Source organism: Nakamurella aerolata (genome assembly GCF_013002705.1).
Classification (GTDB): domain Bacteria; phylum Actinomycetota; class Actinomycetes; order Mycobacteriales; family Nakamurellaceae; genus Nakamurella; species Nakamurella aerolata.
In genome coordinates this window covers 18,106-34,475 of the sequence record NZ_JABEND010000006.1, presented here as the reverse complement: position 1 = coordinate 34,475, position 16,370 = coordinate 18,106, and the positions used below count along the sequence as shown (strand labels likewise).

The window sequence follows — 16,370 nt, the reverse complement described above, 5'->3', positions numbered from 1 at the left end:
CTGCCCGTACCCCTACGGTAGACCGGTGGGGTGGGTGCGCAAGTCGACACCGGAGTTTCACCACATCGAGCGATGGTGGTGGGGTGCGGGGATGCGCCTGTAGCGTCCGGTCCGTGCCGGCCGTTCAGCGCAGAACTGTTGTGCGGCAACGGTTATCGGCGCGCAGTGGACAGGTATAGCGTGATGCCCGCTATCGGAGGAATCCGAGGAATGCCGGAGAATAACGAGAATCAGTGGCGCGCAAGCGCATCCGGCCGTGCACAGAGCGTCGTGCGAGTCCGATGGACGCGCCATTCGCGACGGCTGCCGTCACCCGATATAGCGATGCGGACTCTCGCTTCTACACGCTGCGACCGCGCAGGGCTCGATGCTCGCGCCGCACCTGCTCTACTGCAACTGGTTTCACGCCACATTGCCGAGCAATCCACATGAACGCACCGTGAATACGCGGCAACCGACGGCAAACGACGGTGGGTTGGGGTCGGTCAGCGCCGGCCGGCAGCAGTCGAACCGGGCAGTCGAAACGAGCAGACCTCGCGGTGGCGCTGAACTCAGCGCTGCACCAGGTGGCTCATCAGGTCGGCGTCGATCTGGTTGAGCTCGGCGTTGACCGCCGACAGGGTGTTCCGGCGCCGCCCGGCCGGCATGCTGACCGAGGCGCGGACCGCGGCGGTGAGGTCGGTGATCCGCCCGTTCGCGACCTCGGCGAACCTGGTCACCTGCAGGTCGCCGCTGCGCCGGCTGCGCAGGTCGTTGATGGAGCTGCGCAGGCCGTCCAGCCGCGCCTCGACAGCGCCGGTGGGGCCCTTGTAGGCGCCGACCTCGTTGATCGGAACGCCGAGCTTCACCGCCCGCCGGCTGTCCATCCAGTCCCGGGTTCCGGTGGCGGCGCGCAGCGCCAGCGGGGCCAGCACCGGCCCGATCACCTTGGCGACGCTGAGCGCGCGCTTGGCTGACTTCGGGTCGGTGGCGCGCTCGAACAGCGTCTGCGGGTGCTTGGCCAGCTCCTTGGCCATCTTCTCTTCGGCCTTGATGGTCTTCTTCTCGGCCTTGGTGGGTTTGGCGGCGGCTTCCTCCGCCTTGCGGGCGGACTTGGCCTGCTTGCGCTCGAGCGCCGTCATCTCCTTGAGCTGCTTGCGCTCGGCCTTGCGCTGGGTGTCGGCCACCTTGGCGGCGGCCTTGTCGGCCTTCGCCTGCTCCTTGGCGGCAGCGGCGATGGCCTTGGCCTCCGTCTGCTCGGCCGCCTTCGCCGCCCGCGCGGCCGACTTCTCGGCGGATTTGCGCAGCGACTGCACCTCGGTCAGCGAGCCGGAGAGTTCGCTGAGAGTCTCCGACGCCCGGCGGGCCGCGCTCTTGGCGCTGTTCTTGCGTCCGAACACTGCGGGTCCTTTCGGTGCCCTGCACCGGGCCGTTGCTCGCTGCCGGTGCACGTCTGTTGCTGTTGACGAGCATCAATGACGATCCGTCCGCTGCCCGGCCGGACAGCAGTGACAGCCTAAGCGACCGTCAAGCTACCGGGGCTGTTCAGCCCGCCCTCCCGCTCAGCCGGCACCCGCCCCCGGCAACGCGCAGCTGGGGCCGTCGGTGCGGCGGCATAGGCTCGCGGAGATGATCGCTTCCGGGTCGGGCGGGGCAGCGCCGCCGCAGCCAGTCGCGCCTGCCCTCGGGCCGGCCACGGCCGGCCGCTGCCCGCGCCGGATTCACCTCGAGCACGCTCCCGGGGCGCCTCGGGACCGTCGCACCGAGCCGGAAGAGGGCGCGAAGATGCGCATCGAGTCCGGTATCGAGCACGGTCTCGCGGTGCTGCAGCGGCTGCCCGAGGCGCCCAGCGACCTGCCGGCCGCCGCCTTCGGGCGGCTGCGCCCCGCCCTGGTGCGCACGCCGCGGCTGGCCAACGCCGAACGGTTCGGCCGGCCGGAATTGCTGGTGGCCGACGGCCGCGGCTACCGGCCGGTGATCGTCCGCGCCCACCGCACCACCGACGCCGGGACATCGGTGCCGCCGCTGCTCATCTCATCGGTGGACCGGCCGTTCGCGGTGGTCGAGCAGCCGGACCGGCACCGGCGCCGCCAGCAGGCCGACCTGTGGCAGCTCGCGCACTTCGTGGTGATGCTGCAGCAGGCCGGGCTGGCCGGCGACCCGGTGGGCGGCGTCATCGGCCGCGGCACCTGGAGCGACGCGGTTCCGCCGGCACCGCCGGGCACCGATCCGGCCGGCGCGCCCACCGACGACGCCGAGGTCATCGTCTGGCACGATCTCACCCCGCTGCTGGACGAGTACCGCGAGCGGTTCGCCTTCCGGCAGCGGGTGGCCGCCGCCGCCGTCGCCGGTGGGGAACTGGTCCACCCGTCGCGGGTGTCCGAGTGCCGGCGCTGCCCATGGTGGTCGGTCTGCTCGGAAGAACTGCAAGCGGCACAAGACATTTCGCTGTTGGCCGCCGGTATCGATGTTCCGGTGCTGCGCGCAGCGGGCCTGCACACCGTGCCGGACGTGATCGCCGCCCCGCCGGCGCTGCTGACCTCACTGCAGCTGACGTCCATCCCGGCGGGTGAGCTGCGGGTGCGGGCCATCGCCCACCGCGACGGGTTGCCGTTGGTGCCCAAGGGCAATCCCGCCGCCCCGCGGGCCGACATCGAGCTGGACATCGACATGGAGTCGTACCTGGACGAGGGGGCCTACCTGTGGGGCACCCTGCTCGGCACCGGCCGCGCCGACGCCAGCCCCGACGAGCTGATCTCCATCGCCGGCGGCTACCGCGGCTTCGCCACCTTCGATGCCGATCTGGCGGCCGGTGAGGGCCCCAACTTCGCCCGGTTCTGGGCCTTCCTTGATCGGGCGCGGGCCGCCTGCCGCGCGCGTGGGCTCAGTTTCGCCGCCTACTGCTGGTCGCGGCAGGCCGAGGAGCGCTGGCTGTTCTCCACCCCGCGGCGCTATCCAGAGGTGCCCGGCATGCCGACCATCGAGCAGGTCAAGCAGTTCACCGACAGCAGCCAGTGGATCGACCTGTATGCCGAGGTGAAATCGCGTTTCGTGGTGCCAGGGTCGTTGCGGCTCAAGGCCATCGCCCCGGTGGCCGGATTCTCCTGGCGCGACCCCGAGCCCGGCGGCGAGAACTCGATGGCCTGGTACCGCGCCGCCGTCGGCAAAGATGCGGCCGGCACCGGCGCACCCGATCTGCCGAAGCGGCAGCGGGTCTTGGACTACAACGAGGACGACGTCCGCGCCACCGCCGCCGTCCGCGCGTGGATGAGCGGCCCAGCGCGAGAGCTGCCGACCGCCGCCGAGCTGGACCGCGCCGCGGCAGGCTGAGCGCAGCCGCCTTGGTGTTTTCGTTTTGTTCGAATTACCCTGTCCTCATGAGCGCCGTTCTGGACGTCACTGTGCTCCCGCCGCCAGCAGCCGAGGGAGCCGACTCCCTTGCGCTTATCGCTGACTCTGACGTTGCTGGACAGACACTCAACCTTCCAGGGGGTGTCCGGGTGGCCGTGCCCGCCGAATTGGCCGAAGTGATCCGCGCCGCGAGTGCAGCGTTGTTGGCGGGGCGAGCAGTCAAGGTTGAACAGCAAAGCACCGTGCTCACCACGCAGCAAGCCGCCGACCTTCTCGACATCTCGCGCCCGACGCTGGTGCGGCTACTCGAAACCGGTCAGATCCCGTTTCAGCAACCAGGTCGGCACCGCCGGATTGCGCTGTCCGACCTCGTTGCCTATCAGAACAAGATCCGACGCACGCGACGCGCAGCGCTGGACGCGATGTCGGAACAAGCTGGCGCCGACAACCTCTACGTCCATAACGAGTTTCACCGAACGCGCTGATCGCGCGCGATGACATTCCGCGTCTTGATCGATGCTTGTGTACTGATCAACTACCCGGTAACCGATTCGCTTTTGAGATTCGCTGAAGTGGGCCTTTATCATCCGGTGTGGTCATCGCAAATCCTCGACGAGGTGGAACGCAACCTGATCGCCAGGCTGCACGTGCCTGAAGCTAAGGCGCGCCGCCGCATCGCGGCAATGCAGGCAGCTTTCCCAGCGTCTGAGGTCACCGGATACGGCGGTTTGATATCGGCGATGAGCAATGACGCGAAGGATCGTCACGTGCTGGCCGCGGCTGTGCGAGCCCAGGTCGATCTGATCGTGACCGCCAATCTGAACGACTTCCCGCTAGAAGCGTTGCAGCCGTATGGGATTGAAGCTCTCCATCCCGACGAGTTCTTCCTCGCCCAGTTGACTCTCGATTCGATGCTCGTGGGGCGATGCCTTCGTGAGCCGCACCAGGCGTTGAAGCGTCCGACGATGAGCCTGGCCGAGCTGTACGGCGCCTTGCGAAACGGCGTGCCGCGGTTCGTGGCGGAGGTCGAAGCTCTCGACTACGGTTCCGACGAGGATGCGACCGGAGCGCCGGCTAGGTGACAGAACAGCAGGAACCGGGTGCCGATCACGGGTCGATCAGCCGCAGCCAGACCTCACTGGCGGTGGGATAGCTGGGCACGGCGTCCCGCAGCGCCTCGACCGGCACCTTGCCGACGATGGCGATGGTGGCCGCGTGCAGCAGCTCGGCGACGTCCGGCCCGACGAAGGTGGCGCCCAGCAGCACACCGGAGTCGTTGTCCACCACCAACTGTGCGGTGCCGGCGGCGTCGTCCCGCAACAGCCCGGCCCCGGCCGCGCTGGTGTACGCGGCGCGCAATATCCGCACCGACGCACCGGCGTCGTTGGCCTGCTGTTCGGTCTGCCCCACCCAGGCCACCTGCGGATCGGTGAAGACCACCTGCGGTACCGGAACATGGTGCGGCTGCCCAGGTTCCGGGCCACCGTCCGCCCTGGCGGCGATCAACCGGCCGACCTGCCTGCCCTGGTACTTGCCCCAGTGGGTCAGCGGGGCGACACCGTTGACGTCGCCGACGGTGTACAGCCAGCCGGGGAGTTCCCCGCCGGTGGTGCGGCCGTGCAGCGCCTTCTCATCGACCCCGATGGTCTCCAGCCCGATGCCGGCGGTGGCCGGCCGGCGCCCGGTGGCCACCAGCACCTCGTCGACGGTCAGGTTCCCGCCCGGGTCGAGGGTCAGCTCGACCGGGCCGCCGTGCACCTTGCCGAGCCCGGTGTCCGCGACCTCTTCTCGGGCGGCGGCGCGCACCGCGGTGTCCAGCCGGACGTCGACGCCGGCCGCCCGCAGACCGTCGGCCACCGCGTCGCCGGCGAACGGTTCGGCCGCCGCCAGCAGGCGGTTTCCCCGCACCAGCAGGGTCACGGTGGCGCCGAGTGCGGCCAGCCAGGTGGCGGCCTCGCAGGCCACCACCCCGCCGCCGATCACCGCGATCCGGTCGGGTACTTCGACGATGCCGGTGGCGTCGCGGGAGGTCCACGGGTTCAGGTCGGTGAACGGGTCGGGGATCACCGCGGTGGAGCCGGTCGCGATCACCACCGCCTGGCGGGCCCGCACGGTGCGGGCGGCTCGGCGGTCGCCGCGAGCCGCGGAATCGCCGTCGTCACCGGAATCGCCTGACTCACCGTCATGGGGATCGCCGTCATGGGGATCGCCGGCACCGGAATCAGCGGGCTCGACCGACACGGTGCGGTCGCCGGTGATCCGCCCACGTCCGCGCAGCACGGTGATGCCGGCCTGCTCGGCCCAGTGCGCTTGCCCGGAATCGTCGTAGTGCGAGACCCAGTCGTCGCGGCGGGCCAGCAGCGCCGCCCGGTCCAGCCGCGCCCCGGTGACGCCGCCCAGATGCTCGGCGGTGTGCACCACATCGACCGGCCGCAGCAGCGCCTTGCTCGGCATGCACGCGTAGTAGGAACATTCACCGCCGATCAATTCCGTCTCGACAATGGCCGCGGTGCGGTCGGAACCTCGGATGGCGAAGTCGGCGGCGTTCTCGCCCGCGGGGCCGGCGCCGATCACCACCACGTCGAACTCGTCAGCCGTCGGTGCGTTCGCGCTGGTGTTGCTGGTGTCCGGCATCCTGCGTCCTTCTGCGTCCTTGTGCATCGTCCTGCGTGGTCCCCGCCGCGGCCAAGGCGCCAAGGCTACGGCAGACCGCCGGCCGGCGTCGGGCGCCGACATGTCAGGCTGAGCCCATGACCGACACGTCCGGCAGGCCGGCCGGTAAGCCAACAGCAGCCGCCCGCACCCAGCTCGCGCGGATCATGACGGTGGTGGACGCGAACCTGCTCGGCACCGTGCACGGCGGGGTGATCATGCGGATGGTGGACGACGCCGCCGGTGCGGCCGCGCAGCGTCATGCCGGCGGTCCGGCGGTGACGGCGGCGATGGACGGGATGACGTTCCTGCAGCCGGTGGCGGTGGGATCGCTGGTCACCGCGCACGCGCAGATCAACTGGGTCGGCCACACCTCGATGGAGGTCGGGGTGAAGGTGCTGGCCGAGCCCTGGAACGAGGCGTCGGGCACCCAGCACGTGGCCTCCGCCTATCTGGTGTTCGTCGCGCTGAACGCCGACGGTGCTCCGCGGCCGATCCCGCCGGTGCTGCCCGAGGACGCCGTCGATGCGCGCCGTTTCCGGGAGGCGGAGATCCGCCGGGACGCCAGGCTGGCCCGCCGGGCCGCCATCGAGGCCTCCCGCGACACCGAGTTGTAGCGCGGCGGCGCTGTTGCGTTCCCGCCAGGGGCGCAACCGTCTCAGGCCACCCGGACGGCGCCGATGAACGCGGCCAGCGACCCGACGCCCAGCACGGTGCGGACGATGTTGAGGCGAATCCAGTTGTCGGCGAAGGCGTTCCGGGCCGCCTCGATCCCGCCGGGGCTGCTGACGTCGGCGGCGTCGAGGGCATTGTTCAGCGGGATGTTGCCGGCGAACGTCACCAGCAGCACCCCGAGGTAGAGCGCCACCGCGGCCAGCAGCCACCACCGGGCCGGGCCCGGTGCTGCCGAGCTGAAGCTGAGGACCAGCGCCAGCGCCCCGAGCAGCAACGGGCCGAAGAAGATCACCGCGAACACCGGGTTCACGATGGCGCTGTTGATGCTGCGCATCGCCAGCACCAGGGTCCGGCTGTCGGCCGCCCGCAGGCCCGGCAGCACCGCGACGGCGAAGGCGGCGAGCAGCCCGGCCGACAGTCCGGTCAGCCCGGTGGCGCCGTACAGCGCCGCGGCGCGCAGCCCCGTCATGCCGCACCGCCGTCGGCGCGGTAGGCCCCGGCGGCGGCTGCCTCGGCGATGACGTCGGTGTACGCGCGGCCGGGGCGGCCGAGCGCCCGCTGGATGCCGTCGGTTGGTTGGCTGTTGCGGCCGTCCAGGATCATCTCGAACAGCCAGGCCAGGCCCTCGGCGTCCGGCTCCGGCACCCCGATGGCGGCCATCCTGCGGACAAACTCCGCGCTGCTGACCTGTTGGAAGCCAACGGTTCTGCCGGTGGCCGCGCCGATCGCCGCGCCCACCTCGGCGAAGGTGGGGGCGGTCGGTCCAGTCACCTCGTACCGCTGGCCGCGGTGCCGCGGGTCGGTGAGGGCGGCGGTGACGACGGCGCCGATGTCTGCGGTGTCGACGAACGGCTCCGGCAGGTCGGCGGCCGGCATCACGATCTCACCGGACATCGCCATCGGCTGCAGCAGCCCCTCGGTGAAGTTCTGGGTGAAGAACGACGTGGTGACGATGGTGGTGTCGATGCCGGTGGCGCGCACCGCCTCCTCGGCCTGCTGCGCGCCCGGCTCGTTGCGTCCGGACAGCAACACCAGGTGCTCAAGACCTTGCCGGACGGCGAGCTGCGCGAGGCTGCCGACGGTCTCGGCGGCCCCTGGCATGGCCAGGTCCGGCTGGTACACCAGATAGGCGGCGCGGGCGCCGGCCAGCGCCGGGGTCCAGGTGCTGGCGTCGGTCCAGTCGAAGGCGACCTGCTCGGACCGGCCCACCGGGCGGATCGAAACCCGTTGCCGGGTCAGGCTTTCCACCACATGCCGGGAGGTTTTACCCCGCGGGCAGGTGATGACGACGGGTGCTGCGCTGTGCGGAGCGGGCGCGGCCGACGGCCGGTCGGCGGTGCGGTTGGCGGTGCGGTCGGAGGAATGGGCCGAGGTGTTGCCGGTGTTTGTCGTGGCCTCAGTTCACCCGCCCGCTCCGAGACGATCAATGCTTTGAGGTCTGTAAAACATACGCAAACGTCTCGTCCTGGGTTACGGTACGGCTATGGATCTCGTCGGATCGGTGGTCAGCGGCCCACGTGCACAGCGCGCCTTCGCGCTGCGGGTGGCGCTGCGACCGGGGTGGCGACTGTGCATCGAGGACGAAGCCGCGCTGTGCCTGCTCATCGCCGTCGGGTCGGCGCTACAGCTGCGCTGGGCCGACGGCCGGACCGCTCGCATCGAACCGGGTCAGATTGCGCTGGTGCGCGGGCCCGACCCGTACGACGTCACCGACGTCATCGACCGAGCCGATGGGACCGACGTCATCGACGCAGCCGACGACACCGACACACCGGACGCCACCGACACACCGGACGCCACCGACACACCGGACGCCACCGACGCAGCCGCCGTCTCCGACGTCCCGGCGGGCACCCAGCCGCCGACCCCGGCGACTTCGGAGCCGCTGGCCGTCATCGGCCCCGACGGTCGGTGCCGGACCCCGAACGGCGAGCCGCTGCACAACAGGCTGAGCCTCGGCATCCGCAGCTGGGGCGACGACCCGTCCGGCGAGACTTCTTTTGTCACAGCCAGTTACGCCAGTGGCAACGAGGTGGGGGAGCGGCTGCTGGCCGCCCTACCGCGAGTGTTGGTGGTGCCCGCGGACGATCTCGACTGGCCGGTGGCCGAGTTGCTCAAGGCCGAGCTGGGCAGCGAGCGGGCCGCGCAGGACGCGGTGATCGACCGGCTGCTCGACCTGTTGTTGCTCGGGGTGTTGCGGAGTTGGCAGGAGCGAGCCGAGCCGGGCACCGGGGTCGGCATCGGCGGGCAGGACGAGCTGATCCGGCGGGCGCTCGCCGCGCTGCAGCACAACCCGGCCGAGCCGTGGACGGTGGCGTCGCTGGCCCGGTTCTGCGGCGTCTCGCGGGCGGTGCTGGCCAGGCGCTTCACCGATGCCGTCGGGGAGAGCCCGATGGCGTACCTCGCCGGCTGGCGGATTCAACTGGCCGCCGACCTGCTGCTGGATGGCGCCACCCTTGAACGCGCGGCCAGGGCCGTCGGCTATGCCTCGCCGTTCGCGCTGAGCGCCGCGTTCAAGCGCGTCAAAGGCGTGAGCCCGCAGCAGTTTCGCTCGCGCGCCGGCTGATCGATCGTCCGGCACTGCGAGCGCATCCTCCGCTGCGAATATTCCGACTGGAGTATTCGCAACGGAGTAGCTAGCATCGTCCTGGTGTCCTCCGTGTTGCCCACCACGCTGAACCCGCTCGCGCTCGTCACCCTCGGTCTGCTGGCCGAGGGGCCGCGCCATCCCTACGAGATGTATCAAATTCTGATGCGCAGGCGGGAAGACATCAATGTCAAGATCCGGCCGGGGTCGCTGTATCACGCGGTGGCCAAGCTCGACGATCTCGACTACGTGCAGGCGATAGGTACCGACCGCGACGGCAACCGGCCGGAGCGCACCACCTACCAGATCACCGCCGCCGGCGAACTGGCACTGGCCGCGTCGTTGCTGCACCGACTCGGCACCCCGGTCAACGAGTACCCGATCTTCCCGGTGGCGCTGGCCGAGGCGCACAACCTGACCGCCGGCGAGGTGGTGCATCAACTGCGCGCCAGGATCAGTGCTTTGCAGCGCGACGTCGACCATATGCAGGCCGCCCTGGACAACATCATCGGCCAGGGCAAACCGCGCAGGTGGATGCTCGATCTGGAGTATCTGATCGTTACCAAACGCGCCGAGATCGGTTGGCTGGACGGCATTGTCGAGCAGATCGACGACGGCACGCTGCCGTGGGAGAACCCGCCGGACTGTCAGCCGGCCGCGCCTGGGCAGCCGCCGGCACCGACCTCTCGCCGGTCACCCTCCGCGGGCAGCAGCCAACCGGCCGCCGAAGCCACCGCCTCGGCCCGGCCCGGCACCGCCGGCCGCACAAGAGCCACATCAAAAGCCAATCCGAGAACCAGCACCAGCAAGGACAGCACATGACCGAATCGACGTCCAAGCCGACGGCAGCAGATCCGTTGGCCGGCGGCCAGAATCCCGATGGCCGCAACCCGTGGCTGGCGCTGTGGGCGTTGGTGCTCGGGTTCTTCATGATTCTGATCGACTCCACCATCGTGTCGGTCGCCACCGACTCGATCATGGTCGGTCTGCAGACCGACCTGAACAGTGTGGTGTGGGTGACCAGCGCCTACCTGCTGGCATATGTGGTGCCGCTGTTGGTTTCCGGTCGGCTGGGCGACCAGTTCGGTCCGAAGAACATCTATCTGATCGGCCTGGTGATCTTCACCCTGGCCTCGGCCTGGTGCGGACTGTCCGGCAGTGTCGAGATGCTGATCGCCGCCCGCGCGGTGCAGGGCCTCGGTGCCGCGCTGATGACGCCGCAGACCATGGCCGTCATCACCCGCACCTTCCCGCCGGCCAAGCGCGGGACCGCGATGAGTCTGTGGGGCAGTGTCGCCGGTATCGCCATTCTGGTCGGCCCGTTGGCCGGTGGCTTCCTGGTCGACAACTTTGGTTGGGAATGGATCTTCTTCGTCAACGTGCCGGTCGGGGTGGTGGCGTTCGTGCTGGCGATGCAGCTGGTGCCGCAGCTGCCGACCCACCGGCACCGGTTCGACGTGCTCGGCATTGTGCTCTCTGCGGTGGGGTTGTTCCTTCTCACCTTCGGCCTGCAGGAGGGGCAGAAGAACGATTGGGACGCCCGTATCTGGCTGATGATCGGCGGCGGTGTTGTGGTGCTGATCGCGTTCATCGGGTGGCAGGCGATCTGCAAGACCGAGCCGCTGATGAGCCTTGCGCTGTTCCGCGACCGCAACTTCTCGCTGGGCAACCTCGGCATCGCCACCATGGGTTTCGCGGTGACCGGCATGGCGATCCCGCTGATGTTGTTCGCCCAGAAGTCGATGGGGCTCTCGCCGATGCGTGCTGCCCTGCTGATGGTCCCGCTTGCGGTGACGTCGGGGATGCTGGCCCGTCCGGTCGGCATGCTCACCGATCGCGCGCACCCGCGCTACATCGCCGGTTTCGGATTCACCCTGACGTCGCTGGCGCTGTGGTGGCTGGGTGCGGTGGCGTCGCCGACCGCGTCGGTGGTGCAGATTCTGCTGCCGATCGCCGTGATGGGCATTGGCAACGCGTTCATCTGGGCGCCGCTGTCGGCGACCGCCACCCGGAACCTGCCGTTGCGGCTGGCCGGGGCCGGCGCCGGTGTCTACAACATGACGCGGCAGGTCGGTGCGGTGCTCGGCAGCGCCGCCGTCGGGGTGCTGATGCAGAACCAGATTCAGAGCAAACTAGCCGCGGCCGCGCGGCAACTGCCGGCCGGTTCGCCGCCGCCGAGCCCGGAGGCGCTGCAGACCGCGCGCGGCCCGCTGCCGGCGCCGCTGCGGGAACCGTTCGCCCAGGCGATGGGCCACAGCCTGTGGCTGCCCGCCGCGGTGTTGATCGTCGGGCTGATCGCGGTGCTGAGCTTCGCCCGGCCCGCTCACGTCGGACACCGCCGGCCGGCCGGGTCGTCGGACGCCACCGACCCGCGGTCCCCCGAACCCGCTTCCGCGGAAGCACACCAGGCCGCGGCCGGCCATTACCAGCCGGCAGACGGCCGTCATGAGGTGGCGGGCGGCAGGCATGAGGCGGCCGGCAAGCATGAGGTGACGGCCGGCAGACACGAGGCGACCGGCGTGGCCGCGCCCAGTGACGCCCCCACCCGCCACCGCGCCGACTGACCAAGACGACCGACCAACGACGACCGACCAATCCGACCCCGCCACGAGAAAAATGTGCGGCTCGACCGGGCCAACCCAAATCTGACCTGGTCGTTTGCCGTTCCAGCCGCACATTTTTCCGCCGTTGCCCGCGCAGCCGATAGGGCCTCTCGCACGACGCTCTGGCAATGCTCCGCGAGACGGAGCATTGCCAGAGGCGCTCGCGACGGCCACCGGCCGGAATGGCCAGCCACCCCGTTAGCGCAGGTCAGCGGGCATGGGCCGATACGGCGGCAGCCGCTACTGGCGCGGTGAGCCATGTTCTGTCCGGACAATCGACCCCAGGGGCGATCGTGCCGGGAGCGGCTGCCAGGATGGGCCTATGCGCCTGGATCATGTGTCGTATGCCGCCGGACCCGACGGACTGGACGCCACCGCGGCGCGGTTGGCCGAGCAACTCGGCACCAGGACCATCACCGGCGGCGTGCATCCGACGTTCGGCACCCAGAACCGGTTGATCCCCCTGGCCGACCGGCGCTACCTGGAGATCGTGGCAGCGCTGGATCATCCGGCCGCCGACCAGGCCCCGTTCGGGCAGGCCGTGCGGGCCCGCACCGAATCGGGCGGCGGCTGGCTCGGCTGGGTCGTGTCGGTGGACGATCTCACCCCCTACGAGCAGCGGCTCGGGCGCCCGCGCACCCAGGCGCACCGGGTCTGGCCGGACGGGTTCAAGCTCACCTGGGAGCAGATCGGCGTCTCCGGGTTGATGAACGACCCGCAGCTGCCGTTCTTCCTGCACTGGACGTCGGCACCGGAGCATCACCCGAGCCAGGCCGGCCCGCCCGCTGCGACCCTCGCCTCGCTCGACATCGCCGGCGACCCGCGGTTCGTCTCGGCGTGGCTGGGCGAACCCGAGGACGACCCGCTTGGCGATGTGAAGGTGGACTGGTCGGCGCCGAACGGGCAGTCGGGGCTCAGGTCGGTCACCTTCGTCACCGACACCGGCGAAGTCACCATCTGATCGGGCCGACCCGGCTCGCCGCCGCGAATCGCGCTACATGCGCTCCGGCGAGCGAATGCCGAGCAGTTCCAAGCCCTGGGTGAGCACCCGCAGCGTCAGCGCGCTCAGCGCCAGCCGCGAGTCGCGCACCGCCGCGTCGTCGGCCTTCAACACCGGGCACTTCTCGTAGAACGACGAAAAGGCCTGTGCCAGCTCGAACAGGTAGCCGGCCAGCCGGTGCGGCTCCAGCGCGTCACCGACCAGCGCCACCGTGCTGCCGAACTGCAGCAGCGCCAGCACCAGGTCCCGCTCGGCTGCCTCGGCGACGACGATCGGGGCGGTCGCCGCGTCGGGCGCCATGCCGGCATTGCGGAAGATCGAGTGGATGCGGGCGGCCGCGTACTGCAGGTACGGGCCGGTGTTGCCGGTGAGCGACACCATCCGTTCCAGGTCGAGCACGTACTCGGTGTCGTGCGCCACCGACAGGTCGGCGTACTTGATGGCTCCGACGCCGATCTGCGGGGCGATCTCCGCGCGAATAGCCTCGTCCAGGTCGGGCCGGGCCTCGTCGATCACCTTGCGCGCCACCGTGTTTGCCTCGTCCACCAAGCCCATCAGCCGCAGTGGGTTGCCGGAGCGGGTGCGCAGCATCTTCCGGTCGGAGCCGAGCACGTTGCCGATCTGCACGTGCACCACCTCGACGTCGTCCGGTAACCAGCCGGCCGCACGGGCGGTGTCCCACACCATGTTCAGGTGCAGCGACTGCGGCGAGCCGATCACGTAGAGGATCCGGTTGGCGTGCAACTGCTGCACCCGATACTTGACGGTGGCCAGATCCGTTGTGCCGTAGCCGTAACCGCCGTCCGACTTCCGAACGATCAACGGCACCGGCTTGCCCTCGCGGCCGGTGTATCCCGGCAGGAAGACGCACAGTGCGCCGTCGCTGATCACCGCGATCCCGCGGTCCTCCAGCTCGTCGCAGACGGCCTGCAGCTGGTCGTTGTACATCGACTCGCCGGCCAGATCGCCGTCGGTCAGGGTGACATCCAGTGCGCTGTAGATGCGATTGAAATACACCTTGGAGAGCCCGACCAGCCGGTTCCACACCGCCAGGGTAGGGGCGTCACCGGCCTGCAGCTTGACCACCCGGCCGCGCGCCCGATCGGCGAAAGCCGGGTCACTGTCGAACTTTTCCCGTGCGTGCTGATAGAAGCTGTTCGGGTCGACCTCCAGCAGCGTCGCCTCGTCCGAGGTCTCGCCGACGTCGAGCAGATGCTCGATCAGCATGCCGAACGGCGTGCCCCAGTCGCCGATGTGGTTCTGCCGGATCACCTGGTGGCCCAGGTGTTCAAGGGTGCGTGCCAGCGAGTCGCCGACGACGGTGGTGCGCAGGTGGCCGGCGTGCATCTCCTTGGCCACGTTGGGTGCCGAGTAGTCGATCGGCACGATCTGCCGCTCCTGCCGCGGCACCCCGAGCCGCTCGTCGCCGGCCATCGAGGTGGCGGCGCCGGACAGCCAGCCGGGGGAGAGCGTCAGGTTGATGAAGCCGGGCCCGGAGATCTCAACGGACGACGCCAGGTCGGAGACGTCCAGCGCCGCAACGATCTTCTCGGCAACGTCCCGCGGTTTCGCCCCGACCTTCTTGGCCAGCGACAGCGCGACATTGGCCTGCAGGTCGGCGAACTGGCTCGGTCGCAGCAGCGGGTCCACCCCGGCGTACTCGGCGCCGAACGCCGCCTCGATCGCGGCGCCGATGCGCGGCGCCAGCACATCGGCCGGCGCGAACGGGGACACCGTCCGGGAGGAACCAGAAACAGCTGCGGGGGAAGGACCAGTCACCAGCCCATGATATTGATTCCAGCGACCGCTGATGTTCGCCGGCAGTACTCCTTGGCCCTGCCGCAGATCTGACCACAAGTTGCCAAAACTCGAGGGTCGGGCACCTGCCGTGCCTATGGTTCGGACATGGCAGCGCATCGGGGCCAGGCGGACGACGCCGGGTCGGGTCGGGGTTCGTCCTCCGACTCCACTTTCTCCGACTCCAATCCCTCAGACCTCAAACCCTCCGGTTCCCATTCCTCAGTCTCCAAACCCTCCGGTTCGAATTCTTCAGCGTCCAAGCAAGACTCGACGGACCAGCAGCGGATCGAGCGGGAGGCGGGGTCGGTGGCCGCTTCCGTCACCGGCGGCGACCCGACGGCCGTAGCCGACGCCGAGTCGGTCGCCGCCGGGGAAAACGCCGCTGACCAGGCTGCCGACAAGCCCGGCACCTCGCCCGACGCCAGTTCGGTGCGCGGCGACAGCGACTTCCACAAACTGTGGTGGGCCAACAGCATCTCGATGTTCGGCAGCGCGTTCGCCAACGGCGCGGTGATGCTGGTGGCGATCTTGCTGGTGAACGCCGCCGACTGGCAGGTCGCGATGATGATGGCGATCAGCGCGTTGGTGGCCGGCGTTTTCGGGCTGCCACTGGGTCGCTGGGTGGAGTACCGGCGCAAGCGGCCGGTGCTGATCGGTGCCGACCTCGTGCAGTTCGCCGCCTGGGCTTCCATTCCGATTATCGGCCTGCTGACCGACGTCACGCTCACCCAGCTGATCGTGGTGGCCTCGATCGCCGCGGTGGCGACGGTCGCCTTCCAGTCAGCGGCCGGCGCGCACACCGTCGCGTTGGTGGGCAGGCAGCGGATGGCGGACGCTTCCGGGCGATTGGAGTCGGCGACCTGGATCTCCCGTGGGATCGGTCCGCCGCTGGGCGGCGCCGCCATCTCGCTGATCGGCCCGCTGGCCACCGTCGCGGTCGACGCGGTGAGCTATCTGGCGTCGCTGCTGTTCATCCCGCGGATCCGCCGCCCGGAACCGCCGCCGCCGAAGCCGGCCGCGGAAAGGCCGTCGCTGTGGACCGAAAGTGTCGCCGGATTCCAGCACATCTGGCGGCACCCGCAGCTGCGCTCGCTGCTGCTCAACACCATGCTGTTCGGCGGCGCCATCACCATGCTGGCACCGCTGCTGACCCTGATGATGCTGCGGGACGTGGGCCTGGCGCCGTGGCAGTACGGGCTGGAGGCCGGGGTGGCCTGCCTCGGCCCGCTCGCCGGTTCGATGCTGGCCAAACGCGCGCTGGAACGGTTCGGGATCATCGAGGTGCTGGTCTGGTTCGGGATCGCCAGGATCGTCACCCTGGTGCTGTTGCCGCTGTCGCCGCACGGCTGGGCCGGCTTCGCCTGGATCGCCATGTGCGAGGGCATCGCGATGTTCTTCTTCGCGCTCACCAACCCGGCGATGGCCACCTATCGGGCGCAGCAGACGCCCGATCACCTGCTGGCAAGAGTCGCCGCCGCCTGGGCGGTGGCGCTGCGGGTGACGTTCCCGTTGTTCATTGCCGCCGGGTCGCTGCTGACGGTGGTGATGTCGCCTCGGCATGCCCTGTGGGTGACGGCAGGGGTGCTGGTGCTGTCGGTGATCTTCCTGCCGTACAGCGGCCTGACGTCCCGGCAGAGCCCGGACGCCGCGGCCGACCGCGCCGAGTCCACCGACCCCGCCAGATCGCCGTGATGCCACGGCTTTTCACCCTGCAGTGGGGCAG

14 protein-coding genes are annotated in these 16,370 nt (G+C 69.8%); 9 read left to right on the top strand and 5 right to left on the bottom strand.

All coding sequences use genetic code 11. The features are described 5' to 3' along the window. Positions 1-551: 551 nt before the first annotated feature. Positions 552-1,379, bottom strand: a complete 828-nt coding sequence (locus HKD39_RS11490) for a DUF6474 family protein (RefSeq protein WP_171200029.1) — start codon at positions 1,377-1,379, stop codon at positions 552-554. A 229-nt stretch (positions 1,380-1,608) separates the two neighbouring features. On the opposite strand from HKD39_RS11490, the gene HKD39_RS11485 reads away from it, so the two are divergent. Genes HKD39_RS11485 through HKD39_RS11475 form a run of 3 tightly spaced genes read left to right on the top strand, consistent with a single transcriptional unit; the run spans position 1,609 to position 4,412 of the window. Continuing rightward, complete coding sequence (locus HKD39_RS11485; RefSeq protein WP_212754460.1) at positions 1,609-3,309, top strand: TM0106 family RecB-like putative nuclease; 1,701 nt, start codon at positions 1,609-1,611, stop codon at positions 3,307-3,309. A gap of 47 nt (positions 3,310-3,356) precedes the next feature. Beyond that, positions 3,357-3,815 carry a helix-turn-helix domain-containing protein gene (locus HKD39_RS11480; RefSeq protein ID WP_171200027.1) on the top strand — a complete coding sequence of 153 codons (459 nt, stop codon included), beginning with the start codon at positions 3,357-3,359 and terminating at the stop codon, positions 3,813-3,815. A 9-nt stretch (positions 3,816-3,824) separates the two neighbouring features. After that, entirely contained in the window at positions 3,825-4,412 is a 588-nt protein-coding gene (locus HKD39_RS11475; RefSeq protein ID WP_171200026.1) for a PIN domain-containing protein, read from the top strand. 25 nt (positions 4,413-4,437) lie between these two features. Here the strand turns inward: HKD39_RS11475 and HKD39_RS11470 are convergent, their stop codons facing one another. After that, positions 4,438-5,964, bottom strand: coding sequence for a dihydrolipoyl dehydrogenase family protein (locus tag HKD39_RS11470; RefSeq protein ID WP_171200025.1), 1,527 nt, complete (start codon positions 5,962-5,964; stop codon positions 4,438-4,440). 116 nt (positions 5,965-6,080) lie between these two features. On the opposite strand from HKD39_RS11470, the gene HKD39_RS11465 reads away from it, so the two are divergent. Beyond that, positions 6,081-6,599 (top strand): acyl-CoA thioesterase, encoded by a 519-nt coding sequence (locus HKD39_RS11465; protein ID WP_171200024.1) that lies wholly within the window; start codon positions 6,081-6,083, stop codon positions 6,597-6,599. 41 nt (positions 6,600-6,640) lie between these two features. Here HKD39_RS11465 and HKD39_RS11460 read toward each other — a convergent pair whose 3' ends face one another. Then, positions 6,641-7,126 (bottom strand): anthrone oxygenase family protein, encoded by a 486-nt coding sequence (locus tag HKD39_RS11460; RefSeq protein ID WP_171200023.1) that lies wholly within the window; start codon positions 7,124-7,126, stop codon positions 6,641-6,643. Next, complete coding sequence (locus HKD39_RS11455; protein ID WP_212754459.1) at positions 7,123-7,866, bottom strand: NmrA family NAD(P)-binding protein; 744 nt, start codon at positions 7,864-7,866, stop codon at positions 7,123-7,125. The genes HKD39_RS11460 and HKD39_RS11455 overlap by 4 nt, the downstream gene beginning before the upstream one ends. Before the next feature lie 274 nt (positions 7,867-8,140). Between HKD39_RS11455 and HKD39_RS11450 the strand changes: the two genes are divergently transcribed. From HKD39_RS11450 to HKD39_RS11435, 4 genes are all read left to right on the top strand, one after another. Beyond that, on the top strand, positions 8,141-9,223 hold the full coding sequence (locus HKD39_RS11450; protein ID WP_171200022.1) for an AraC family transcriptional regulator: 1,083 nt from the start codon (positions 8,141-8,143) through the stop codon (positions 9,221-9,223). A gap of 84 nt (positions 9,224-9,307) precedes the next feature. Beyond that, positions 9,308-10,066, top strand: a complete 759-nt coding sequence (locus HKD39_RS11445; protein ID WP_212754458.1) for a PadR family transcriptional regulator — start codon at positions 9,308-9,310, stop codon at positions 10,064-10,066. After that, positions 10,063-11,808 carry an MFS transporter gene (locus HKD39_RS11440; RefSeq protein ID WP_171200021.1) on the top strand — a complete coding sequence of 582 codons (1,746 nt, stop codon included), beginning with the start codon at positions 10,063-10,065 and terminating at the stop codon, positions 11,806-11,808. Before HKD39_RS11445 ends, HKD39_RS11440 begins: the two co-directional genes overlap by 4 nt. A 361-nt stretch (positions 11,809-12,169) precedes the next feature. Next, complete coding sequence (locus HKD39_RS11435) at positions 12,170-12,808, top strand: VOC family protein (RefSeq protein WP_171200020.1); 639 nt, start codon at positions 12,170-12,172, stop codon at positions 12,806-12,808. Positions 12,809-12,841: 33 nt separating this feature from the next. Here the strand turns inward: HKD39_RS11435 and argS are convergent, their stop codons facing one another. Beyond that, the gene (gene argS, locus HKD39_RS11430) at positions 12,842-14,626 is read right to left on the bottom strand and encodes an arginine--tRNA ligase (RefSeq protein WP_425488446.1); all 1,785 of its coding nucleotides are present in this window, start codon (positions 14,624-14,626) and stop codon (positions 12,842-12,844) included. A 126-nt stretch (positions 14,627-14,752) separates the two neighbouring features. On the opposite strand from argS, the gene HKD39_RS11425 reads away from it, so the two are divergent. Further along, complete coding sequence (locus tag HKD39_RS11425; protein WP_171200018.1) at positions 14,753-16,339, top strand: MFS transporter; 1,587 nt, start codon at positions 14,753-14,755, stop codon at positions 16,337-16,339. Positions 16,340-16,370 lie beyond the last annotated feature (31 nt).